Raw genomic sequence first — 23,074 nt, forward strand, 5'->3', positions numbered from 1 at the left:
GGACCCGATCGGATCCCGGCCGCTGCCTACTGCGCCGCGGCGGCCGGGGAGCCGAGGTCGCCGTTGAGAGGCCGGTGGCCGTTGTTGGCGCCCAGCTCGGCGATCTCGGCGTCGACGTCGATGGTGATGGCGCCGAAGAAGTTGATGTTCGCGTGGCGGGTCGGCCAGATGTGGGCCAGGAGCTCATCGTCGACCCAGGCGCCACGGTGGCGCAGCCGGGCGACGGCGAGTCCGAAGTATTCGGTGGTCCAGGTGACGATCGCGTTGGTGACCAAGGTGAGGCACCAGGCCTGCTCGGTCTGCTGCTCCAGGTGGGAGCGGCGCACGGTCCCGTCGAAAGCGTAGAAGACGTTGCGGCGCAGGGCGTGGACGTTCTCGCCCCTGTTGAGCTGGCGGGCGATGCGCCGCTGGTAGGTGTCGTCGGCGAGGTAGGGGGCGGCGTAGATAGTGCGCCGCAGCAGGCCCCACTCCTTGATCGCGGCCGTGGTCGTGTTCTGGTGACGCCGCGTCGAGCAGAGCTTGCCGACGACCAGGGCCGCCGAGGCGTGCCCGTACTTGACCGAGGCCGACACGCGCAGCAGCTCGTCCCAGGAGGAGGCGATGAGGTCGGTGTCAAGCTTCTTCGTCAGCAGCGGCCCGGCGAGCGGGTACTGGGTCTCGAACGCGGCCTTCGACCCGGTGCGCGCAAGCGTGATCTTCCCCAGGTCCCGCATCCGCGGGGAGAGCTGGAGCCCGACCAGATCGAACAGGGCGAAGTTCGCGAGCGTCGCGCCGTGCGTGTCGGTCGCGTGCTCAGCGATCGGCAGGTCGGTCATGTTGCCCACCAGGTCATCGAGCACGTAGTGGGCCTCGGCGCCGGGGGCGACGATGATCTTGGTGGAGAACGTCGAGTGCTGGTCGGACACGTGCGTGTAGGTCGAGAACCCGGCGCCGCGCCCGAAGTAGCGGGCCGAGTGCCGCGCCGAGAGGGACTTGCCGCGGACGGGGAACCGCTGCCCGTCCGATGAGGAGAGCGTGCCGTCGCCGAAGGCCTGCGCCATCGGGAGCCGGTGGTGGAAGTTCACGACCTGCGTGTTCGCCTCGGCGAGCGTGGCCTCGCGGAAGTACCAGTCGTAGGTCCAGGCGAGGGTGTCGTAGGAGACGCCGCAGGAGTCGGCCATCGTCTCCAGGCCCATGTTGGTCGCCTCCGCCAGGAGCACGTAGAAGAGGTTGCGCTTGAGCTCAGGCGAGCGGGCGACCTTCCCGCCGGCGTGGGTGAGGGCGTCGAGGAAGTTGGTCTTGGCGTCGATCTCGACCAGCAACGCCGCGAGCGAGACCCGCGGCAGCAGCTCCTCGATCATCGACCGGAGGTCGTTGACCTCCTCGGGCACGAACTCGGCCTCCAATCGCGGAATCACGAGCTCGCCGTTGTCGTCCAGGCGCACCTGGCCGGGGTCGCCGCCGGCGCCCAGGAGCCGTTCGAGGTCGGTCAAGGCGGTATGGAGCTCGTCCTCGGCCGAGGCGATCGCCTCGGCCGGACGCGGAGACTTCCCGGTGGTCAGGCAGAACCCGGTGCGCAGCGGCTCCCACGCCTCGGCGGTAAGCAGGAACGAGGCGGGGTCGGCGTAGCGGCGGGAGCCGGGCACGAACACGTCGCCCGAGCGGAGGGCGTCGCGCAGGGCCAGGAGCACGCACAGCTCCCAGTAGCGCCGGTAGGCGGTCTGGTCTCCGGCCTTCGCGGCGGCGTCGAGGTAGCCGCGCCACTTGGTGGGCACGAAGTCGGCCGGGGCGTCGGCGGGGACCTTGCGGGCGCCGGTGGCGTACAGCTCGGCGAGGATGGCCGCGGCCTTCACGAGCGGCTCGACGGCCTCGACGCCGACGGCGAAGCCGACCGCGGCCAGGACCTTCGGGGCGAACTGGCGCACGTACGACAGGGAGGCGTCCATCATCGACAGGTGCCCGTGGTCGCGCGGGAGGCGGCCCTGCCGGGCGGCGTGCGCCTCACGCAGGCGCTCCATGCCGATCTCGCCGCGGATGAAGACACCGACCTCGTCATCGGCGATGTCGGTGTCGAGCAGGACGGCGAGGAGTTCGTCGAGCAGGGCCTGCCGGCCCTCGCCGGCCTTGGCCCGCTCGGCCAAGGCCTCGTTCATCTTGTTGCGCGCGTAGGACTCGCGGCCGGAGATGGCCTGGTCGAAGAGGCTCACGACCTCGTCGAGGACGTCGACGGCGAACTGCGAGAGCACGGTGAGCAGGATCGGGTAGCGCCGCTCGGCCTCGCGTCGTTGAAGCTGCTGGCCGGTGAGCTTGCGGCCGCGCAGGGCCAGGAAGCGGCGCCGCTCGGCCGGGAGGGCGGACAGGTCGAGCTCGTGCGCGTCCAGACCGCGCAGGAACGCGAGCTTGTCCAGCTCGGTCTTCACACCCTGCACGGAGGCCTGCGTCGGCGGGTTCGACAGCCAGAACAACCTGGTCGACTTCAGTTCCGGCTCGACCTCCAGGAGTGAGTCGAGCTCGGCGGCGCGCTGCGTCGTCACCAGGTTCGAGATGCGGGTCCAGGTCTCGGCTTCGGCCGCCTCGCGGGCGGTCGCGACCCGGCGCAGGAGGCTGGTCACGCCCGGCCGGATCGTCTTGACCGACGCCAGGTACTCGCAGGCGAGCTTGAACAGCAGCTTCGGGGAGTCGTGCTCCATGGCGCGAGCGAACAGGAACTCGTCGAGGTCCTTCCAGCCCTTCTCGTCCAGCGTCCGCCAGTTGAGGTAGGTGGCGATCTGGCGCAGGTGCTCGGTCCGGGTCTGGGCGCGGTCGCCGTACTCGCCGAGCTTGCTGATGCCGATCACCAGATACTCCGACAGGCGCGCGACCGCCTCGCGTGGCGCGGTGGTGATGTCGTCGGGGACGAACCCGAGCCACGGCAAGGTGCAGAGTTGGACCGCGGCGCCGAGCTTGCTCGTCTGGCCGCGGAACCGGCTCAGGAACTGCCCGTCGGCCGCGGTCAGGGTGAAGTGCTTGATCAGCTCGGCCCGGTTGATCGAGGGAAACCGCCGCAGCTGCTCCAGCTCGGCTTCGGTGAAGGCGTAGATGGTACTCACGGCCCGGGAACCTACCGAGCGTTGATCACCTTCTCCTCGGTGCCCTTGCGGGAGACGGCCTTAGCGTTGCTTTTTTCCTGATTACTACCGGGAGGCCTGGGGGAGAGTTCGACGGGGTGCGAGGGCATCGCTCGATCCTGACCGGCCGCGGCGTGGTGGTCAATCCGATTAGCGGCGGTTCGGATGGTGGCGGCGCCGTTTGCCCTGTGGACGGTGGGGTCGGCCGGGGCTGACCGGTCCATCGGTGGGCCTTGGGGCGAGTAGGATTCGCGCTCGTGACCTCGCCTCAGGGACTCCTTGTCCGAGCCGCCGCCCGGAACAACGCCGAGTGGTGTGCGGCGATGAGCCGATCGCATGGTCTGGCAGGCGAATTCGCGGCGCAGTCCTGGTCGGCCCCGGCCCGTACGCCGCTGTACTACCCCGACGCGGTGACGCTGGTGCCCGGCGCCGACCCTGCGGCGCTGGCGGTGCGGATCGACACCGCTGCGCCTGGGGCCTCGGTCAAGGACAGCTTCGCCGATGTGGACCTGGTCGGGTCCGGTTTCCAGGTGCTGTTCGAGGCGCAGTGGATCCATCGCCTACCGGGTGCGCCGACGATCGCGTCGGAGCTCGAGTGGGGCCGGGCGAACACACCGGAGGCGTTGCGCGCCTGGGCAGTCGCATGGGACGGCGGCGAAGGCCAGGCCGACCTGTTCCGGCCCGAGTTGTTGGAGGATCCGTCGGTGGTCGTGCTCAGTGGATGCTCGGCCGGGGGCCGGGTAGTCGCCGGTGCTGTGGCGAACCGCAGCGGCGAGGTGGTCGGCGTTTCGAACGTTTTCGCGGTCGACGGTGGCACTGACGCTGCTTGGCCGCTGGTCCTCGCTGCCGTGGATCGGGTGTTTCCCTCGTTGCCGGTGGTGGGCTATGAGCATGGCGATGATCTGGCGGCGGCGGTGCGGCATGGGTTCGCGCCGGTCGGTCCGCTTCGGGTCTGGTTGCACGGCTGAACCAGCCGCTACGGGGCCCGGCGGTCGGTGTCGGGTCGGTTGTAGTGGCGGCATTCGCCGGGGAAGTGCTGTGCCAAGCGGGATTTGAGGATCGCCTCGGTGGCTTTGGGGAGGGCGCGTTCGCCCACGGCGCGTTCGGGTTCTCGGTAGAGATCGTCGGCCAGGCCCTCGATCAGGGCGGCGAGTTCGACTGCCGTGAGTTCGGCGTCGGTGTCCTGCTCGACCTCGCCGCATTCCTTGCCGTTCTCGACCGCTCTCGCGATCTGGGCCCGCACGATGCGGGCGGTCTGGCGCGCCACTTCGGCGATCGTGGGGTTGTCGAGGGAGCGGGCACGGAAGACCCGGCCCACCCGGTACTCACCGCGCCGCGCATCGTCCAGGGGCCACAGCTCGGGCATGCAGCGCAGGAGGATCGTGCGGATCGGCTGCTGGTCCTCCTCGCCTGCCGCGATGAGTCGCGCGACTCGGGCGAGTTGGTCGGCGGTCATGCGTTCGTAGGCGAAGAGCAGCAGGTCGTCCTTGGACTTGAAATAGTGCTGCACCAGGCCGACCGAGAAGCCCGCTTCGCGTGCCACCGCTGCCATCGTCGCGGCCTCGAATCCGCCGTGGGCGATGAGGTGCTGCACGGCTGCGGCGATCTGGGTGCGGCGGAGATCATGGTCAGCGGTCCTCGGCATCCCTAAACAATATACCTGTATGGTTTTCACGTAGCCATACGACCGTATGGTTATATCCGGACCTCCACAACACCCTGGAAACGCCATGCACACCACCACCATCGCCGTCGCCGCACTGGCGGCACTCGCGCCACTCGCCGGCCCGCTGCCGCAAGAACCGAGCAGCCAGGACCAGACCGCGACCATCCAGGCCGTCAGCGACTACCTCGACGCCCGCTTCGAAGCCTCCGGCGTCCCCGGCGCCGCCTACGCGATCCTCAGCGCCGACGGCGACACCAACACCGCCTTCTGGGGCGAAGACGGCAACGGCGACCCGGTCGAGGAGAACACCCCCTTCCTGTGGGGCTCGGTCGCCAAACCCGTCACCGCCACCGCCGCCATGACCCTTGTCGAAGACGGCCTCCTCGACCTCGACGCACCCGTCGTCACCTACCTGCCGGACTTCGCGCTGGCGGACAAGTCCCATGCCGACCGGATCACCGTCCGGCACCTGCTGCAGCAGTCCACCGGCATTCCCGAGGGCACCGGCATCACCGACCGCTTCGAGCACCGCGACGACCCCTACGGCGACGCCGTCGCCGACCTGGCCGATGTGGAGCCGTTCGCCGAACCGGGCGAAGTCTTCGAATACGCCAGCGCGAACTATGTGGTCGCCGGTGCGGTGATCGAGGCGGTCGCCGGGGTGCCGTATGCGGATTACCTGCGGTCGGCGGTGCTCGATCCGCTTGGTATGGACGGTGCGGTGCTGACCGCCGACGATGCCGCGGGTGTGGCGGACGGGTTCGCGCCGGTGTTCGGGCAGGCGGCGAGGGTGGCTGCGCAGTTCGATCAGGCGGGGCCGAGTTATGGGTATCTCGGTGGCGACATCGGCGATCTGACGGCGTTCGCAGCCGCGCATCTGGGCCGGGCGGAGGTGCCGGTGGTGTCGGGGGAGTCGTTGGCGCTCATGCGTACGGGTGCGGTCGAGGTGAAGGGCACGATCGAGTACGGGCTTGGGTGGCGGGTCGATTCGCGCAATGCGGACTTGGGTACGTCGACGGTGTGGCACACGGGTGCGGCCCCGGGTTTCGCGGGCGGGGTGCTGCTGCTGCCGGAGCTGGGGAAGGCGGTGGTGGTGGCGCAGAACCGGTATGGGCATTTCGAGGAGGGTGTGCTGATCGGGGCGATGCTGGGGGCGGTGCGGATTCTCGCGGGCGGTGAGGCCGATGCAGTTGCAGTCGATCCGCTTTATGTTGGGCTGCTTGCGGTGTTGTCGCTGCTGGTGGTTTCGGCCGTGGTGTACGCGGTGTGGTCGCTGGTGCGGGTCGCCGGGGGGCCGAGGGCGGTGCGTCGGAGGGCGCTGGTGTTCGGGGGTGCTGTGTGCTGGGTGGTGGTGGCGGCTGCGGTCGCTTATGTGTCGTGGGTGGTGGTGCCTGGTCTGGCGCCGAGTCGGGTGTTGTTCTTCCTGCTCGCTCCGGATGTGGCGTGGCTGCTGGTGGTACTCGGGGCAGTCGGGTCGGTGTTGGCGGTGTCGCGGGTGTGGCTGGCTTGGGTGCGTTTGCGGCGCGGTTGAGGCTGGAGGCGCGATCGGGGCCACCGGAGTACCGGTGGCCCCGATTGGCGTTGGTGGCTCGTTAGGCGGCGACCCAGACGCTGAGGGGTTCGAACGTTCCGAGGTCGGCGACGGATCCGTTTCCGGGGACTTGGTACGGGCCGCCGGTGCAGTCGTCGTTGGCGAACAGTGCGGCGCTGGCGGTGTGGGTGTTGACGGCGGAGTTGACGCGGCCGCCCCAGCCGTGGTCGACGAGGCTGACGCAGGTGCCGGCGTCGAGTGCGCTGACGGTGAAGCGATCGCCGGTGAAGTTGGCGCCTTCGTAGAGGCACAGGGTTTTCGCGGAGGTGCAGTCTTCGGCGGTGTCGGAGGGTGCGGCGGCGGCCGGGGTCGCCGTTGCGAGCAGTGCCGCTGCCGCGAAGGTGAGTACGAGGGCTGGGTTTCGCTTGCGGAGTGGGGAGGTGGTTCGGCGGTGCTTGCGCATGCGCAGGTGCTCCTTTGATCACGCGTTGCTTTGGTAGGCAAGCATACTCAAATTTGGGAGCGTTGTCATCGAGTCGGTTGCGCCGGTTCGGCGTGGACGGTGGACCGTCGACATTGCCCGTACGTTCGGTGATCGTGCGGGCTTTTTTACGTCCTGGCAACGGGAGTTCATGTGGGCGTTCTTGACGTGAACGGTGGTGAAACATCGCGGTCCTAGCTTGTACCCATAGCGGATACGACGCTGTATACGCACCTGTACACCGCCGCTGCCTGCGGCGACACCCCTTGCAGGCCCGGTCCCCATCGAGCCGGGACGCTCACCCCGCGAAAGGTCGAACACCGCATGCCACAGCGTTTTACGTTCAGAGCCCGAGACCTCGCCCGTACGTTCACCGCCACTGCCGCCGTCACCGCCCTCGCCTTGACCGCCGGGTGCGGTTCGCGGGCGGGGGAGGAGACGGAAGCCGCCAAGTCTTGTGTGGACACCTCTGGTGACACGATCAAGGTCGGCGCCCTCAACTCCCTCTCCGGCACCATGTCCATTTCCGAGACCACGGTCCGCGACGCGATCTACCTCGCGGTCGAGGAGATCAACGCCGCCGGCGGCGTCCAGGGCAAGCAGATCGAGATCGTCGCCGAGGACGGCGCGTCCGAGCCGACGGTCTTCGCCGAGAAGGCCGAGAAGCTGATCCGCGAGGACTGCGTCGCGGCCGTGTTCGGCGGTTGGACCTCGGCGTCGCGCAAGGCGATGCTGCCGGTCTTCGAAGACAACGACTCCTTGCTGTACTACCCGGTGCAGTACGAGGGCCTGGAGGCCTCGGAGAACATCTTCTACACCGGGGCGACCACGAACCAGCAGATCATCCCGGCCCTGGACTACCTGGCCGAGACGGGCGTGAAGTCGCTGTATCTGGTCGGTTCGGACTACGTGTTCCCGCGGACGGCGAACGCGATCATCAACGCCTACGCGGCGGACAAGGGCATCGAGATCCTCGGTGAGGACTACGCGCAACTGGGCTCGGTCGAGTTCTCGACCATCGTGAACCAGGTCAGCGCCTCCGGCGCGGACGCGGTGTTCAACACCCTCAACGGCGACTCGAACGTGGCGTTCTTCCGCGAGTACGCGAACGTCGGCCTGACGGCCGAGGAGATGCCGGTCATGAGCGTCTCGATCGCCGAAGAAGAGGTCGGCGGCATCGGTGTGGAGAACATCGAGGGGCAGCTGGCCGCGTGGAACTACTACCAGACCGTCGAGTCGCCCGAGAACACGACCTTCGTCGAGGCGTTCAAGGCGGAGTACGGGGCCGAGCGGGTCACCTCCGACCCGATGGAAGCCGCGTACAACTCCGTGTACCTGTGGGCGGCAACGGCCGAGAAGGCCGCGTCGTTCGCGGTGGAGGACATCCAGGCCAGCGCGGACGGGGTCTCGTTCGCGAGTCCTGAGGGCACTGTGGTGATCGACGGGGACAACCATCACGTCACCAAGACTGCGCGTATCGGTGAGATCAGTGCGGACGGCCTGCTGTACACGGTGTGGGAGTCCGAGGGTGCGATCGAGCCGGACCCGTTCCTGGAGGGTTATGACTGGGCCGCTGATCTTCAGGTGACCGAGTAGTCGTGCGGGCGATCGGGAAGGAGACACTGTGGACCTCCTTGTAGGGCAGTTGTTCACGGGGCTGAGCACCGGTTCGATCCTGCTGCTGGCGGCGTTGGGCTTGTCGCTCACGTTCGGTCAGATGGGCGTGATCAACATGGCGCACGGCGAGTTCATCATGGCGGGCTGCTATACGGCGTACGTGACGCAGCAGGTCGTCGGGGATGCCGGGGTGTCCCTCCTGATCGCCCTGCCCGTCGGGTTCCTTGTGGGCGGGCTCATGGGTCTGGTGCTGGAGTGGCTGCTCATCCGGCACCTGTACCACCGGCCGCTCGATACGCTGCTGGTCACGTTCGGTGTGGGGCTGGTGCTGCAGCAGGTGGCGCGGGACGTTTTCGGGGCTCCGGCCGTGAACGTCACGGTGCCGGAGTTCTTGCGGGGCGGTGTCGACCTGCTCGGTACGGCGGTGCCGAAGACGCGGCTGTTCATTCTGGCGCTGGCGATCGTGGCGGTCACCGTGGTGACGTTGGTGCTGCGGTTCACGCCTGCGGGGCGGCGCATCCGCGCGGTGGTCGGGAACCGGGACTTGGCCGAGACGGCCGGGATCTCCTCGCGGGCGGTTGATGCGGGGACGTTCTTCATCGGGTCGGGGCTGGCGGGTGTCGCGGGTGTCGCTTTGACGCTCATCGGGTCGACGAGCCCGACCACCGGTCAGTCCTATCTGGTCGATGCGTTCCTCGTCGTGGTCGCGGGCGGTATGGGTCGCATCAAGGGTGCGGTGGTCGCGGCGGTCGCGCTGGGGACGTTCCAGGCGGTGTTCGAGACGTATTCGACCGCTTCTTTGGCGAAGGTCGGCGTGTTCGTGGTCATCGTCGTCTTCCTTCAGCTGCGCCCCCAGGGGCTGTTCACGCTGCGGACAAGGAGCCTCGCATGAGCAAGTTCTTCGCTACCAGGGCTGGGACGTGGACGGGTTTCGCCGCTGCTGCGCTGGTCCTGTTTGGTGCGGCGCCGCTGCTGCTGTCGGGGTTCCGGCTCGGTCTGCTCGCGCAGTTCCTGTGCTATGCGATCGTCGCGGTCGGGATCGGCCTGGCGTGGGGTCGCGGGGGGATGCTCACCCTGGGTCAGGGCGTGTTCTTCGGCATGGGCGCCTATTTGATGGCCATGCACATGAAGATGGCTGACGCCGAGTTCAGGAACGGGGCCGGTTCGGTCCCGGACTTCATGGAGCTGGCCGGTATCCGCGAGCTCCCCGCGTACTGGGCGCCGTTCGCCTCGCCGGTGTTCACGATCGCGGCGATCCTGATCGTTCCCACGGCGTTCGCGGTGCTGCTGGGTTTCGCGGTGTTCAAGCGCCGTGTCAAGGGCGCTTATTTCGCGATCCTCTCGCAGGCGCTCGCCGGTGCGTTTGCGATCCTCCTCATCGGGCAGCAGTCGATGGGCGGGTTCAACGGGCTCTCGCGGTTCCGGTACTTCTTCGGGTACAACCTCGACGACCCGATCAACCAGCAGATGCTGTACTTCATCGCCGCCGGCGTGCTCCTGGTCGTGGTCGCGGTCGCCTTGCAGCTCAGGCGTTCGCGGTACGGGGAGCTGCTGGTCGCGGTGCGGGACGCCGAAGAGCGGGTCCGGTTCCTGGGCTACGACGCGGCCAACATCAAAGTCGTCGCCTACGCCGCCGCCGCACTGTTCGCGGCGATCGCCGGGGCGATCTTCGTGCCGGTGGTCGGGATCATCTCCCCGGCCAGCATCGGGATCGTGCCGTCGATCATGTTCATTCTCGGGGTCGCCATCGGCGGCCGCGCCAGCCTCATCGGGCCCGTCGTCGGCGCTCTCGCGGTCGCCTGGGCCCAGACCGCGCTCTCGGAGCAGTTCCCTTCCGCGTGGACGTATGCGCAAGGACTGCTGTTCATCGTCGTCATCGCCCTGCTCCCCGGCGGGATCGCCTCGGTCGCCGCCGCCACCAAGCGGTTCCGGAAGGAACCGGTCATCGCGGAGGCCGCAGCATGAACACGACCGCACTCACCTGCACCGGTATCGAAGTCGACTTCGACGGGTTCAAAGCCGTCAACGGCGTCGACCTCGAACTCGACCGCGGCGAAGTCCACTTCCTCATCGGCCCCAACGGCGCCGGGAAGACCACCCTCGTCGACGCCATCACCGGCCTCGCCCGCTACTCGGGGTCCGTCGTCAAAGACGGGACCGAGCTGCGCGGGAAGAAGGTCCACCACATCGCCCGCAAGGGCATCGGCCGCACCTTCCAGACCGCCACGGTCTTCGAGAACCTCACGGTCGCCCAGAATCTCGACATCGCAGCGGGGTCCGGGCGTTCGCCGTGGGCGCTGCTGCGCCGCCGCAGGCACCTGCCCGACACCGTGGTGACGGTGATGGAGCAGATCGGTCTCAAGGACCAGGCCGAGACCCCCGCGGGGATCCTCGCTCACGGCCAGAAGCAGTGGCTGGAGATCGGGATGCTGCTGGTGGGCGACGCCGACGTGCTCCTCCTGGACGAGCCGATCGCCGGCATGGGCGCCGAGGAACGCGAGACCACCGGGCGGCTCCTGCACGACATCGCACACGATCGTGCCGTAGCGGTCGTCGAACACGACATGGATTTCATGCGGGCCTTCGCCTCCCGTGTCACCGTCCTGCACGCCGGGGCGGTCCTCGCGTCCGGTTCGGTCGACGAGGTCTCGAACCACCCCCGGGTCCAAGAGGTCTACCTCGGCACGACACACCAAGAACAGGAACAGGAGCGGGCCGATGCTGCGACTGCGTAACCTCACCTGCGGCTACGGCCGCTCCGCGGTCGTTCACGGCATCGACCTCGAGGTCGGCACCGATGAAGTCGTCGCCGTCATGGGCCACAACGGCGCCGGGAAGACCACGCTCCTGCGGGCCGTCGTCGGTCTCATCCCCGTCATGTCCGGCACCATCGAACTCGACGGCGAGCAGATCAACCGCAATCCCACGAACAAACGCGTCAAAGCGGGCATGGCCTACGTTCCCCAAGGGCAGCAGTGCTTCGCGCACCTCACCGCAGGCGAGAACCTCCGCCTCGTCGCCGACGGCCGCAAGAACGGCAAAGCCCTCATCGACGCGCAACTCGACCTCTTCCCGGCCCTCCAGACCCTGCTCGGTCGCCAGGCCGGGCTCCTCTCGGGCGGCCAGCGCCAGCAGTTGGCGATCGCGCGGGCGCTCATCACGGAGCCGCGGCTGCTCATCCTGGATGAGCCGACCGAGGGCATTCAGCCGAACGTGGTCGCCGAGATCGAGTCGACGATCGTGGACCTGTCGTCGCGGGGCGGGTTGTCGGTGCTGCTGGTCGAGCAGCATTTGGGGTTCGCGCTGCAGGCGGCGTCGCGGTACTCGGTGCTGCGTTCGGGCCGGGTCGCCTCCAGTGGCGGGACCGGTGCGGGTGCCGCGGTGCGGGTGCGGGAGGCGATGGCGATATGAGTGGGTATTCGGTGCTGCCGGAGGTGGACGAGCCGCTTGCGGCGCGTGTGTACGTGGCGTTGCGTGCGGATTTGATGGCCGGGAAGTACGAGCCGGGGAAGCGGCTCGGTGAGGAGCGGTTGGCCGGGAATTACGGGGTGTCGCGGACGCCGGTGCGGGAGGCGTTGAGCCGCTTGGCCGCCGACGGCCTCGTGTCGCGTGAGGTGGACGGGCTGTATCCGTACCGGCCGCGGATCGACCAGTTGAACGACCTGTACGAGGTCCGGTTGACTTTGGAACTGCGGGGGTTGGCGCGGGCGGCGGCGGATCCGGAGATCCGGCACGACCGGGATCTGCTGGGTCCGGAGTTGGAGCGGTGGTATGCGCTGCAGGCGGCGCCGCCGGAGCCGGGCGCGGGGATGGTCGACGCCGATGAGCGCTACCACCTGACGTTGCTTGCCGCTTCGGGGAATCCGCAGTTGGCGGAGTCGTTGAAGGTGGTGAACAACCGGATCCGGCCGGCGCGGATGTTCGACTACTTCACGCCTGAGCGGATGGCCGCGACCATCGCCGAGCACATCGCGATCGCCGAAGGCGCCCTCGAGGGCCGCTATGGCGAGGCGACGGCGATCTTGACGCGCCATATCGAGACGTCCCGGTCCATCGTGGTCGGTCGCGCGGAGGCGGCCCTCACGTGGGCGCATCTGGCGAACGCCGTCCGCCCCTGACCGCCCCCTTCCTTCGTTGAGAGTGAGACCTGTCGTGTTCGACCGCATCCTGATCGCCAACCGCGGCGAGATCTCCCGGCGCATCACGCGCACGGCCCACCGGCTCGGTATCAGCACCGTGGCCGTCTACTCCGAGACCGATGCGGCGTCGCTGCATGTGCGGGACGCCGACGAGGCGGTGTGCGTGGGTCCGGCCGCGCCCGCCGAGTCCTATCTGAACGTCGATGCGATCCTCTCGGCGGCGAAGGACACCGGTGCGCAGGCGGTGCACCCCGGTTACGGGTTCCTGGCCGAGAACGCCGAGTTCGCGCGGCGCTGCGCCGAGGCCGGGCTGGTGTTCATCGGGCCGACCCCTGAGCAGTTGGAGCTGTTCGGCGACAAGGTGACCGCGCGCCGGGCCGCCACCGTCGCCGGCGTGCCGCTCGCCGCCGGGACCGCGGCGCTCGATTCGGTCGAGGCCGCGGTGTCGGCGGCGGGGCAGGTCGGGTTCCCGGTGATCGTCAAAGCCTCCGCCGGTGGCGGCGGCATCGGCATGCGCGTCGCCGAGAGCCCGGGCGAACTCGCCGACGTGTTCGCCACGGTGAAGCGACTGGCGGCCGACAACTTCGGTGACGACGCGGTCTACCTCGAACAATATGTTCGCCGGGCCCGGCACGTCGAGGTCCAGGTGTTCGGCGACGGTGACGGCCGCGTCATGAGCCTGTCCGACCGCGACTGCACCCTGCAGCGGCGCCACCAGAAGGTCATCGAAGAAGCCCCCGCCCCCGGCCTCCCGGAGGCGGTGCGCGTCCAGATGCACGCCGCCGCAAGGGCGCTGGCGTCCGCCGCGAAATACCGGTCCGCGGGCACCGTCGAATTCATCTACGATGCCGAGCGTGAAGCCGCGTCGTTCCTGGAATTCAACACGCGCCTGCAGGTCGAGCACCCCGTGACCGAGCAGATCCTCGGCATCGACCTCGTGGAGTGGATGATCCGCGCCGCCGCCGGCGACACCGATTTCATGCAGGGACTGCCCGACTCCGGTCCCCCGGTTACCGGCGCCGCGGTCGAAGCGCGCGTCTACGCCGAAGACCCCGCCCGCGACCACCTCCCCTCCGCAGGACTCTTGACCTGTGTGGACTTCCCCGAGGCGGCGCGGGTGGACACGTGGATCGAACGGGGCCTGGACGTCCCGGCGACCTACGACCCCATGCTCGCCAAGATCATCACCGCCGGCGACACCCGCGAACAAGCATGGGCCGCGCTGGCCGATGCCCTGGGCGAGACCCGGATCGAAGGCGTCCACACCAACCTCGGCCAGCTGGCCGCCGCCGCAGTCGACGAACGCGTCCTCGCCGTCCGGCACGACACCGGCACCGTCGCCTCCATCAAGGACGCTTCGCCGCGCATCGACGTCATCAGCGCCGGGGTCCTCACCACCGTGCAGGACTTCCCGGGCCGCATCGGGTACTGGCAGGTCGGCGTGCCCCCGTCGGGGCCGATGGACGACTACTCGTTCCGGCTCGGCAACCGCGCCCTCGGCAACAGTGAGGGCGTCCCCGGCCTCGAATGCACCATCGCCGGCCCCACCCTGCGCTTCGGCGTAAGCGCGACGGTGTGCGTCACGGGTGCGCCGGCGCCGGTCACCCTCGACGGCGAACCGGTCCCGCAGTGGGAACCGATCGAGGTGCGGGCCGGCGGCGTCCTCGCCGTCGGCGCCATCGCCGACGCCGGCGCCCGCACCTACGTGCTGTTCCAAGGCGGCCTTGACGTCCCGACGTTCCTCGGCTCCGCCTCCACGTTCCCTCCCGGCCGCATCGGCGGCTACACCGGCGACCAACTCCGCGTCGGCGACCGCCTCGTCCCCGCCAGCGCCGCAGGACGCCAAGCCGCCGCGGTGCCGGTGGCGGAGCGTCCCGCGTTCGGGCACGAGTGGACCCTCGCGGTCACGCCCGGGCCGCAGCCGGCGCCGCACTACTTCACGTTCGCGGACATGGAGCGGATCTACGACGCCGAATGGTCCGTGCAGGTCCATGCCGGACGGTCGGGTGTGCGCCTGGACGGGCCCAGGCCCGAATGGGCGCGCACCGACGGCGGCGAGGCCGGGCTGCACCCCTCGAACCTGCACGACAACCCGTACTCGGTGGGGACGGTGAACTTCACCGGTGACACGCCCGCGCTGCTGGGGCCGGACGGGCCGAGCCTGGGCGGGTTCGCGTGCCCGTTCACCGTGACGACCTCTGACCGGTGGAAGCTCGGGCAGCTGCGCCCCGGCGACACCGTCCGGTTCCTGCCCGTCAGCGAGACGGAAGCGGACCGGTTGCGCGCCAACCCGGTCGCGCATCCGGTGGTGCTGGTGGGCGCGAAGGACGACACCGCGACGCTCGCCGAGATCCCCGCCGGCCAGGACCGTCCGGCGGTCGCCTACCGGCGGGCCGGGGACGACGCGATCCTCCTCGAATACGGGCCCATGCACCTCGACCTGGGGTTGCGGATGCGGGTCGGGGCGCTCATGGACGCGCTCGCCGAAGCCGCCCCCGCCGGGATCATCGACACCACCCCGGGCGTGCGGTCCCTGCACCTGCATGTGGATCCCGAGGTGCTGCCGATCCGGCGCCTCACCGGTCTCCTCACCGAGTTGGAGGAGGATCTGCCCGATATCGCGGACATGGTCGTGCCCTCGCGTGAAGTGCGCCTGCCGATCTCGTGGAACGACGCCGTGGTCGACGAGGCGATCAGTCGGTATGCGACGAACGTGCGCGACGACGCCCTGTTCAACCCGTCGAACATCGAGTTCATCCGCCGCATCAACGGCCTCGACTCGGTCGAGGACGTCGCCGGGATCGCCACCAGCGCCGAATGGCTCGTCCTCGGCTTGGGCGACGTGTACCTGGGTGCGCCGGCGGCCGTCCCGGTCGACCCGAGGCACCGGCTGGTCACCACCAAGTACAACCCGGCCCGCACCTGGACCGCCGAAGGCACCGTCGGCATCGGCGGGTCCTATATGTGCATTTACGGCATGGACTCGCCCGGCGGTTACCAGCTCGTCGGGCGCACCGCCCCGATCTGGTCGGGGCTGCGGGACCTCGCGTCGTTCCACGATGGGCTGCCGTGGCTGCTGCGGTTCTTCGACCGCGTCGTGTTCGAGCGCGTCTCCGAAGACGAACTCGCCGAGGTTCGCCGCGAGCTCGCCGCCGGTCGCGCCCAGATCGACATCCGCCCCGGGGAGTTCGCGTACGCGGACTACCGGCGGCTCCTGGCCGACAATGCCGCCGAGATCGGTGCGTTCCAGTCCCGCCAGGCCGCCGCGTTCGAAGCCGAGCGGCAGCGGTGGGCCGACGCGGGCGAGTTCGACCGCGACCACACCGAGCCGGCCCCCGGGAACGGCGCCGTCGTCGAACTGGCACCGGGTGAGACCCTCATCGAAGCGCCGATGGCCGCGAGCGTCTGGCGCGTCAACGTCGCCGCAGGCGACACCGTGACCGCGGGGGACACCGTGGTCGTGCTGGAGGCGATGAAATTGGAGATGCCCGTGACCGCCCACGTCAGCGGCACCGTGACCCGCGTGCTCGCCGCACCCGGCAGCCAGGCCGCACCAGGCGCGCCCCTGCTCGTCATCAGCGAACCGTAGGCAACAGTGGACTATCAGACAGGGGACTTCGTGAACGTTGTGAGTGCCGCCCAGCGGGTTGCGGCCGCTCTCGCCCGCATCGAGCAGACCGCTCGGCCCGAAGTGTGGATCGCCTTGCGCGACAAGGCCGACCTCGAAGCCGAAGCCGCACGCGTCGATGCCGCCGTCGCCGCCGGAGGGGACCTGCCGCTGGCCGGGCTCGTGTTCGCCGCCAAGGACAACATCGACGTCGCCGGGCTCGCGACCACCGCCGGACAACCGTCATTCGCGTACTCTCCTGAGCGCGACGCGACCGGTGTCGCCCGCCTGAGGGCGGCGGGGGCGATCTGCCTGGGCAAGACCAACCTCGACCAGTTCGCCACCGGCCTGGTCGGCACCCGCAGCCCCTACGGTGCCGTCCGCGGCGCCCACGACCCCGACCTGATCTCCGGCGGCTCCTCCTCAGGATCGGCCGTGGCGGTCGCGCTCGGCATCGCCGACTTCGCGCTCGGCACCGACACGGCCGGATCCGGGCGGGTCCCGGCCGCGCTGGGCGGCATCGTCGGCATCAAAGCCACCCTCGGGCTCGTCCCCGTCGACGGCGTCGTCCCCGCCTGCGCCTCCTACGACTGCCTCACCGTGTTCGCCCCCGACCTGGACCTCGCCACCCGGGCCATCGGTGTCATGACCGGACCCAGCAGCGCCGACCCCGCCTCCCGCACCTGGCCCGCCGACGCGCCCCTCGCCGCACCACCCGCACCCCGCATCGCCATTCCGCAAGAAGCCGACCTCGCCCCGCTCGACCCCCAGTTCCGTCCCTTGTGGGAAGCCGCCGTGGACCGGTGCCGGGCCCTCGGCGCCGACACGGTCGAAATCGACGTGCGGCCGCTCCTCCAAGCCGCACTGCTGCTCTACGAAGGCGCGCTCGTCGCCGAACGGTTCGCGGCCTTCGGGACCCACCTCGACGCCGACGACACCGACCCCACCGTCGCGGCGATCGTGCGCGGGGCCCTCAAATTCTCCGGCGCCGACCTCGTCAACGACCAGCAGCGGCTGCGCGCCGCACAGCAGCAGGCCGCGGCCCTCCTCGACGGGTACGACGCGCTCCTGCTGCCGACCGCACCACTGCACCCGACCCTCGCGCAAGTCGCGGCCGACCCCATCGGCGTCAACGCCCAGATGGGCACCTACACGAACTTCGTGAACCTCCTCGACATGGCCGCCGTCGCCATCCCCGCCGGTGTCGCGGGCACGAAAGGCTTCGGCGTCAGCCTCATCGTCCCGGCCTTCCACGACCAGGTCGCCATCGACCTCGCCGCCCGCCTCCAAGACCTCCAGGCGCCGCAGTACGCGCCCGCCGGAACCGAACTGGTCGTCTTCGGCGCCCACCTCACCGGGTTCGGGCTCAACCCACAGCTGACCGACCTCGGCGCCCGCTACGCCGGCGACGTCCGCACCGCCACGGCCTACCGCATGTACGCCCTCGACACCGAACCGCCCAAACCCCTCGTCGTCCGCACCGACGACGGCGCGAGCCTCCCAGGAGAGCGCTGGCTGCTCAGCCCGGCCGCGCTCGGCCGGTTCCTCGAGGCCCTGCCGGCGCCGATGAGCCTCGGCAAGGTCGAACTCGACGACGGCACCTGGGCCACCGGATTCGTCGCCAGCGCACCCACCGGCACCGACATCACCGCCGCGGGCGGCTGGAGGGCGTACCGGCGGTGAACCCCTAGCATGGTCGGCACCACCGACACTGGAGGAGCCCGATGCGCGACCGACACGACCTCACTCTGCAGGCCCTCGCCCGGATCGAGCGCAAACTCGACCTCGTCATGCAGCACCTGGACATCCGCGACTACGCACCGCCGGAGCCCGACACCATGGGCGAGGTGCGCGACCTCGTGCGGCGAGGCAAGAAGATCCAAGCCATCAAGGTCTACCGCGAGCTCACCGGCGTCGGTCTGAAAGAAGCCAAGGACGCCGTCGAACAGATCGAAGCCGGATACTGACGGCGCGGTCCGCAAGCGCCGCACCACGGTCGGGCAGTGTTGTCGCACCCGTGTGCGATCATCGCCGGATGGACTTCCCCGCACTCAGGGCCCACCTCACCGCCGAAGCCGCCCGTCTGCAGGCCGCCGCCGCAGCGGCCGCACCGGAATCGACCGTGCCCACCTGCCCGGCCTGGACCGCCGCCGACCTGCTCGACCACGTCACCGAAACCTACGACCACAAGATCCAGTCGATGCGGCTCCTCAAAGCCCCCGGCGAGGACTTCCGCATCGACCGGCACGGCAGCCCGGTCGAACAGTTCGACACCGCGCTCGCCGACCTCCTCCACGAGTTCGACGAACGCGGGCCCGACAGCCTCGCCTACACCTGGTACGGCCCCGACCAGACCGTCGGGTTCTGGATCCGCCGCATGGCCCAAGAGACCCTCATCCACCGTACCGACGCCGAACTCGCCGCCGGCCGGCCCATCAGCCCCATCGACCGGGCGCTGGCCCTGGACGGCATCGACGAGATGCTCACCATCATTTTGAAGTGGGGCTCGCGCGCCTACCGCGACTGGGTCGCCGCACCCCTGGCCGACAACGACGGCCTCACCGTCGCCCTCACGACCGGCCCGCAGTCATGGACCGTGCGCATCACAGCGGGGACCATCTCCGTCAGTGAAGGGGCCGCGCCGGACGCCCAGGCGCACGTTCGCGGTGACGCGGGCGAGATCCTGCTGTGGCTGTGGCGGCGCGTCCCGGCCCTGACGCTCGACATCGGCGGCGACAAGGATGCCGCCGTGGCGCTCTACGACCTGATCGGGGCCTTCGCCCAATAGGCGCGGTTGCGAACGGGTGGACGAGACGGTCACTGGTGCGACTCGGGTAGGGTCGCGGCCATGAAACCCCCGCCGACGCCGACGGTCCGACGCGCCATCATCGCCGCCGTGTGGCTCACGGTCGTCTTCGGCGGGCTCCTCGCCGCCGTCTGGGGCGTCGCCTGGGCCCTGAAGGGCGGCCCCCAACCCAGTGTCGAAACGGTTGCCCAAGCCACGCATCTGGCCTTCCCCGAGGGGACCGACGTCGTCGAGTCCGACCTGTCGGCGATGCAGTCGCCGACCCCCGGTGCCCGGGCCGAAGTCACCGTCGACATCCCGTCCGACGAGTTCGACGACTTCATCGCCGACAACGCCATGGAGGCACCGCTGCTGGCCGGGACGACGCCCTCCGGCAGTGCCACGGGGATCATCCCGGCCGCGTGCAACGACGAGGTCTGCTACTCAGCGACCATCGTCGTCGAAAAGGACGCGGTCACCGTCAACCTCGACGTCACCCTGCTCTGAACAGGCTCAGGCGAACAGGGCCGGCTCGCCGCGCTCCAGCGACAAGAGCCGCTCTTTGCGCCACAGGCCGCCGGCGTAGCCGGTGAGCTTCCCGTTCGCGCCGATCACCCGGTGGCAGGGGACGATGATCGCGATCGGGTTGCGCCCGTTCGCGAGCCCGACCGCGCGCACCGCCTTGCGGTCGCCGATGCGGTCGGCGATGTCCATATAGGCGACCGTCTCGCCGTAGGGGATGCGGCACAGCTCGTCCCACACCCGGTGCTGAAACTCCGTGCCCTCCGCGGCCAGCGGCAGGTCGAAGTCCTTCAAGTCGCCCGCGAAATAGGCTTCGAGCTGGTCGACCGCGGCCTCCAGGACCGGAGTGGCCGCTTCGGGGCCCCAGGCGTCCTTCATCTCCTCGACGCCCATGTGGACATACGTGAGGCCCTCCTCTACCGCGGATACGGCCATCAAGCCCAGGGGGGATTCCATCGTGAGGTGTCTGGCGGTCGGGTTCATGACGTGCTCGCTTCCTTCTCGGTCGGCAGGTGGTTCGTCGGGTGCTCACTGGAGGCCCACAAGTACTGGACGGCGTAGGCCCGCCACGGCCGCCACGCCTGCGAACGGGCCTCCAGGACCCGCCCGGCACCCAGTTCGAGGTGCGCGGCGCCCTTGATGACGCCGAGGTCCTTCACCGGGAACGCGTCCGGGTCGCCCAGGGCCCGCATCGCGATCATCTCGATCGTCCACGGCCCCACCCCCGGCACCGCGGCCAGGGAGGCGCGGGTGCGGGTCCAGTCGGCGCCCGGCCCGACGTCGACGCTGCCGTCGGCCAGCGCCGACGCCAGGGCCAGCACGGTGGCTTTGCGGGTGCGGGGCATCGGCAGGTGGGCGGGGTCGGCTTCGGCGAGTGCCTCGGGGGAGGGGAAGAGGCGGGTCAGGTCGCCCTCGGGGTCCTCGACCGGTTCGCCGTAGCGTTCGGCGAGGCGGGCGGCGATGGTCGCAGCGGAGGCGGTGGCGATCTGCTGGCCGATGACGGCGCGGACGGCGTATTCGGGGCCGTCGGCTTTGCGGGGGACCCGCCGTCCGGGGGTTTTGGCGACCAAGGGCGCGAGGACGGGGTCGGCGGCGAGGGCTTCCATGGGGGCGTGGGGGTCGGCGTCGAGGTCGAGGGCGCGGCGGCAGCGGGCGACGGCGGCGGTGACGTCCCGCAGGTCGGCGACGCGCAGGCGGCATTCGATGTAGCCGGGGCCGGGGCGCAGGGCGGCGGTGCCGGGGCCGTGGGGCAGGCGCAGGGTGCGGCGGTAGGCGCCGTCGGCCCAGGCTTCGACGCCGGGGGCGGCCGCGGCGGCGAGGTGGCCGAAGAGGTTGGAGGGTTCGAACGGTTCGCGGTAGGCCAGTCGGAGGGTGATCGCGCCGCCGCTGCCGGCGGTGGGGCCTTTGGCTTTGGAGCGCAGTTCGGTGGGGGAGCAGGCGTAGACGTCGGCGACGACGCGGTTGAACGCCCTGATGGAGGCGAATCCGGCGGCGAAGGCGACCTGGCCCATCGGCAGGTCGGTGTTCTCGATCAGGGTGCGGGCGGTTTGGGCGCGGCCGGCGCGGGCGAGCGCGGCCGGTCCGGCGCCGACTTCTGCGATGAGGAGTCGTTCGAGTTGGCGCAGGGAGTAGCCCAGGCGTGCGGCGAGTCCGGCGGCGCCTTCGCGGTCGACGACGCCTTCGGTGATGAGGCGCATCGCGCGGGCGCACACGTCGGTGCGCCAGTCCCAGGCCGGGGATCCGGGGGAGGCGTCGGGGCGGCAGCGTTTGCACGCCCGGTAGCCGGCTTCCTGCGCGGCGGCGGCGGAGGGGTAGAACCGCTGGTGTTCCCGTTTGGGTTTCACCGCGGGGCAGGAGGGCCGGCAGTAGATGCGGGTGGAGGTGACGGCCAGGAACACCCAGCCGTCGAAGCGGGCGTCGCGTCCGGCGACGGCGGCTTGGAGCCGCTCTTCGTTGCCGATGATCGCTGTGAAGTCCATGCCCACAAGACTGCCCCGCGGGTGCGACAGTGGCTAGCCAGAATTCGACATCACGATTCGGGGAGCTGCAGCCGGTCGACGGCTTCGCGTGAGCGCCGTGCCGGGCGCCGGTCGTAGCGGGCGGTGGTGGCCGGTGAGGCGTGGCCGACGAGGGACTGGGTGATGGCCAGGTCGACGCCGGCGTCGAGGAGTTCACCGATGAAGGTGCGGCGGAAGTCGTGCGGGGTGTGGCGCCGCTGCCCGGCCTCGATGAGGCGCTTGGAGAGGAGGTCGGCGATGGCCTGCCCGGTCATGGGGCCGAACTGGGTGCCGGTGCGTTTCAGTTTCCCGGCTTTGTTGATCGGGCAGAACAGGGCGCCCGGGCCGTTGCCGCGCACGTGCATCCACCGTTCGAGCCGTCCTTGGGCGGCTTCGGTGACGTAGACGAATCGTTCCTTGTTGCCTTTGCCGACGATGCGGATGGAGCGTTCGGCCGGGTCGTAGTCGGCCAGGCGCATCGAGGCGATCTCGGAGCGGCGGCAGCCGGTCGAGTAGAGGGTGGCGAGGACGGCGGCGTCGCGGGCGCCGGCGGGGCCGGGGTCGGCGTCGCACGCGTACAGGGCGGCGCCGAGCGCTTCGGCGTCGACCTGCTGGCCCACGGGCAGCCGCTGGGCTTTCACCGGTTGCAGGTCGCAGGCCCGCTGGTAGTCCTCGGCGGCCATGAGGTCCAGGCGCCACGCTTCTTTCAGCACGCGCCGCAGGGCCGCGAGGTGCTTGTTGACGTAGGCGCCGGACCAGCCGGCGTCGATCATCGCCGCGCGCAGGCGCGAGGTGTGCTCGTAGCGCAGCAGGTGCCACGGCTGGCCCTGCCCGGACACGTCGGGGTCGCCCGAGAGCAGCTGGGCGATCCGGTCGAGGCACCCGCGCATGGTCCGCCTCGACTCGGCCGACCCGAGCGTGTCCAGATAGGCCCGGTACGGGTCGGCGCCGGCGGGGACGACCGCGGTCTGGTCGTTCCAGTCGACACCGGCGATCTCTGCGGACATGTGTTCCACGATAGTCCAAGCCCCGCAATCGGTCCGGCGGCTACGCCGCGGCCATGTCCCGCAGTTTCACGACGGTGCGGAGGTTGCGGGTCGTGGTGGCCAGGTCGCCGAGCGGCTTCCAGAACCCGGTCCGGTCCAGCTTCGACGCACCGAGGCCGTCGGGGTAGTACACCCAGACTTCGGTGCCGTCGGTGAACGCCTCCTCGCGGTGTCCTTCGGGCACTTCGAGGGCGAGGGGGGCGGGCCCGGACAGGAACGTCACCGTCACCTTCGCGGGGTCGAGGCCGCGGCCGGCGAACGGGTCGGCGGCCGCGATCCGCTCCATGTCCGCTGCGGTCCGCACCATCACCGGCACGGTATGCCCGAAACCGGCCTCGATCACCGCGCCGATGCGCTTCCCGACCGCAGCGGGGCCCGCATCGGCGTCGACGACGATGTTCCCGGACTGGATGAAGGTCCGCACCCGCCCGAACCCGGCGGCCGTGAGCGCCTCGCGCAGGTCCGCCATCGGCACCTTCCGGTGCCCGCCCACGTTCACGCCTCGCAGCAGCGCCACATATACGCCCATGCGCCCCTCCTCTGCTCAGTGGACCGAACCTACCCCTATGGTGTGACGAACCGGTCGGGGCGGCGTGG

20 protein-coding genes are annotated in these 23,074 nt (G+C 69.9%); 13 read left to right on the forward strand and 7 right to left on the reverse strand.

Translation table 11 applies throughout. From position 1 onward, the window contains the following. Window positions 1-26: 26 nt before the first annotated feature. Window positions 27-3,068, reverse strand: a complete 3,042-nt coding sequence (locus ACFO8M_RS20045) for a Tn3 family transposase (protein WP_387978837.1) — start codon at window positions 3,066-3,068, stop codon at window positions 27-29. 341 nt (window positions 3,069-3,409) lie between these two features. Between ACFO8M_RS20045 and ACFO8M_RS20050 the strand changes: the two genes are divergently transcribed. Then, a complete protein-coding gene (locus ACFO8M_RS20050) occupies window positions 3,410-4,054 on the forward strand; it encodes a hypothetical protein (protein ID WP_387978839.1) in 645 nt (214 codons plus the stop codon). Window positions 4,055-4,062: 8 nt separating this feature from the next. On the opposite strand, the gene ACFO8M_RS20055 is transcribed toward ACFO8M_RS20050, so the two are convergent. Then, the gene (locus ACFO8M_RS20055; protein ID WP_387978841.1) at window positions 4,063-4,731 is read right to left on the reverse strand and encodes a TetR/AcrR family transcriptional regulator; all 669 of its coding nucleotides are present in this window, start codon (window positions 4,729-4,731) and stop codon (window positions 4,063-4,065) included. An 85-nt stretch (window positions 4,732-4,816) separates the two neighbouring features. On the opposite strand from ACFO8M_RS20055, the gene ACFO8M_RS20060 reads away from it, so the two are divergent. After that, window positions 4,817-6,283 (forward strand): serine hydrolase domain-containing protein, encoded by a 1,467-nt coding sequence (locus ACFO8M_RS20060; RefSeq protein WP_387978843.1) that lies wholly within the window; start codon window positions 4,817-4,819, stop codon window positions 6,281-6,283. Window positions 6,284-6,344: 61 nt separating this feature from the next. Here ACFO8M_RS20060 and ACFO8M_RS20065 read toward each other — a convergent pair whose 3' ends face one another. Next, window positions 6,345-6,746: a peptidase inhibitor family I36 protein gene (locus tag ACFO8M_RS20065; RefSeq protein WP_387978845.1), complete on the reverse strand. Its 402-nt coding sequence runs from the start codon at window positions 6,744-6,746 to the stop codon at window positions 6,345-6,347. 342 nt (window positions 6,747-7,088) lie between these two features. Between ACFO8M_RS20065 and urtA the strand changes: the two genes are divergently transcribed. From urtA to ACFO8M_RS20120, 11 genes are all read left to right on the forward strand, one after another. Next, window positions 7,089-8,360 carry an urea ABC transporter substrate-binding protein gene (gene urtA / locus ACFO8M_RS20070; protein WP_387978846.1) on the forward strand — a complete coding sequence of 424 codons (1,272 nt, stop codon included), beginning with the start codon at window positions 7,089-7,091 and terminating at the stop codon, window positions 8,358-8,360. Between the two features lie 28 nt (window positions 8,361-8,388). Continuing rightward, complete coding sequence (urtB, locus tag ACFO8M_RS20075) at window positions 8,389-9,273, forward strand: urea ABC transporter permease subunit UrtB (protein ID WP_387978848.1); 885 nt, start codon at window positions 8,389-8,391, stop codon at window positions 9,271-9,273. Further along, window positions 9,270-10,346 (forward strand): urea ABC transporter permease subunit UrtC, encoded by a 1,077-nt coding sequence (gene urtC / locus ACFO8M_RS20080; protein WP_387978850.1) that lies wholly within the window; start codon window positions 9,270-9,272, stop codon window positions 10,344-10,346. The genes urtB and urtC overlap by 4 nt, the downstream gene beginning before the upstream one ends. Then, complete coding sequence (gene urtD, locus ACFO8M_RS20085; protein WP_387978852.1) at window positions 10,343-11,116, forward strand: urea ABC transporter ATP-binding protein UrtD; 774 nt, start codon at window positions 10,343-10,345, stop codon at window positions 11,114-11,116. Before urtC ends, urtD begins: the two co-directional genes overlap by 4 nt. After that, complete coding sequence (gene urtE, locus ACFO8M_RS20090) at window positions 11,100-11,792, forward strand: urea ABC transporter ATP-binding subunit UrtE (RefSeq protein WP_387978854.1); 693 nt, start codon at window positions 11,100-11,102, stop codon at window positions 11,790-11,792. The genes urtD and urtE overlap by 17 nt, the downstream gene beginning before the upstream one ends. Next, window positions 11,789-12,499: a GntR family transcriptional regulator gene (locus ACFO8M_RS20095; RefSeq protein WP_387978856.1), complete on the forward strand. Its 711-nt coding sequence runs from the start codon at window positions 11,789-11,791 to the stop codon at window positions 12,497-12,499. Before urtE ends, ACFO8M_RS20095 begins: the two co-directional genes overlap by 4 nt. Window positions 12,500-12,533: 34 nt before the next feature. Further along, the gene (gene uca, locus ACFO8M_RS20100; protein ID WP_387978858.1) at window positions 12,534-16,109 is read left to right on the forward strand and encodes an urea carboxylase; all 3,576 of its coding nucleotides are present in this window, start codon (window positions 12,534-12,536) and stop codon (window positions 16,107-16,109) included. A gap of 39 nt (window positions 16,110-16,148) precedes the next feature. Further along, window positions 16,149-17,810: an allophanate hydrolase gene (gene atzF / locus ACFO8M_RS20105; RefSeq protein WP_387978949.1), complete on the forward strand. Its 1,662-nt coding sequence runs from the start codon at window positions 16,149-16,151 to the stop codon at window positions 17,808-17,810. 41 nt (window positions 17,811-17,851) lie between these two features. Beyond that, window positions 17,852-18,094, forward strand: a complete 243-nt coding sequence (locus ACFO8M_RS20110; protein WP_387978860.1) for a ribosomal protein L7/L12 — start codon at window positions 17,852-17,854, stop codon at window positions 18,092-18,094. A gap of 68 nt (window positions 18,095-18,162) precedes the next feature. After that, window positions 18,163-18,915, forward strand: a complete 753-nt coding sequence (locus ACFO8M_RS20115; RefSeq protein ID WP_387978862.1) for a maleylpyruvate isomerase family mycothiol-dependent enzyme — start codon at window positions 18,163-18,165, stop codon at window positions 18,913-18,915. A 60-nt stretch (window positions 18,916-18,975) separates the two neighbouring features. Beyond that, a complete protein-coding gene (locus ACFO8M_RS20120; RefSeq protein ID WP_387978864.1) occupies window positions 18,976-19,419 on the forward strand; it encodes a hypothetical protein in 444 nt (147 codons plus the stop codon). A 6-nt stretch (window positions 19,420-19,425) separates the two neighbouring features. On the opposite strand, the gene ACFO8M_RS20125 is transcribed toward ACFO8M_RS20120, so the two are convergent. Genes ACFO8M_RS20125 through ACFO8M_RS20140 form a run of 4 tightly spaced genes read right to left on the reverse strand, consistent with a single transcriptional unit; the run spans window position 19,426 to window position 23,006 of the window. After that, the gene (locus ACFO8M_RS20125) at window positions 19,426-19,890 is read right to left on the reverse strand and encodes a methylated-DNA--[protein]-cysteine S-methyltransferase (RefSeq protein WP_387978866.1); all 465 of its coding nucleotides are present in this window, start codon (window positions 19,888-19,890) and stop codon (window positions 19,426-19,428) included. Window positions 19,891-19,913: 23 nt separating this feature from the next. Beyond that, window positions 19,914-21,413, reverse strand: a complete 1,500-nt coding sequence (locus ACFO8M_RS20130) for an AlkA N-terminal domain-containing protein (protein WP_387978868.1) — start codon at window positions 21,411-21,413, stop codon at window positions 19,914-19,916. A gap of 50 nt (window positions 21,414-21,463) precedes the next feature. Continuing rightward, complete coding sequence (locus ACFO8M_RS20135) at window positions 21,464-22,438, reverse strand: tyrosine-type recombinase/integrase (RefSeq protein ID WP_387978870.1); 975 nt, start codon at window positions 22,436-22,438, stop codon at window positions 21,464-21,466. Window positions 22,439-22,478: 40 nt separating this feature from the next. Then, on the reverse strand, window positions 22,479-23,006 hold the full coding sequence (locus ACFO8M_RS20140) for a DUF1697 domain-containing protein (RefSeq protein ID WP_387978872.1): 528 nt from the start codon (window positions 23,004-23,006) through the stop codon (window positions 22,479-22,481). Window positions 23,007-23,074: the final 68 nt, after the last annotated feature.

The organism is Glycomyces rhizosphaerae, assembly GCF_042647865.1.
Classification (GTDB): Bacteria; Actinomycetota; Actinomycetes; order Mycobacteriales; family Micromonosporaceae; genus Glycomyces; species Glycomyces rhizosphaerae.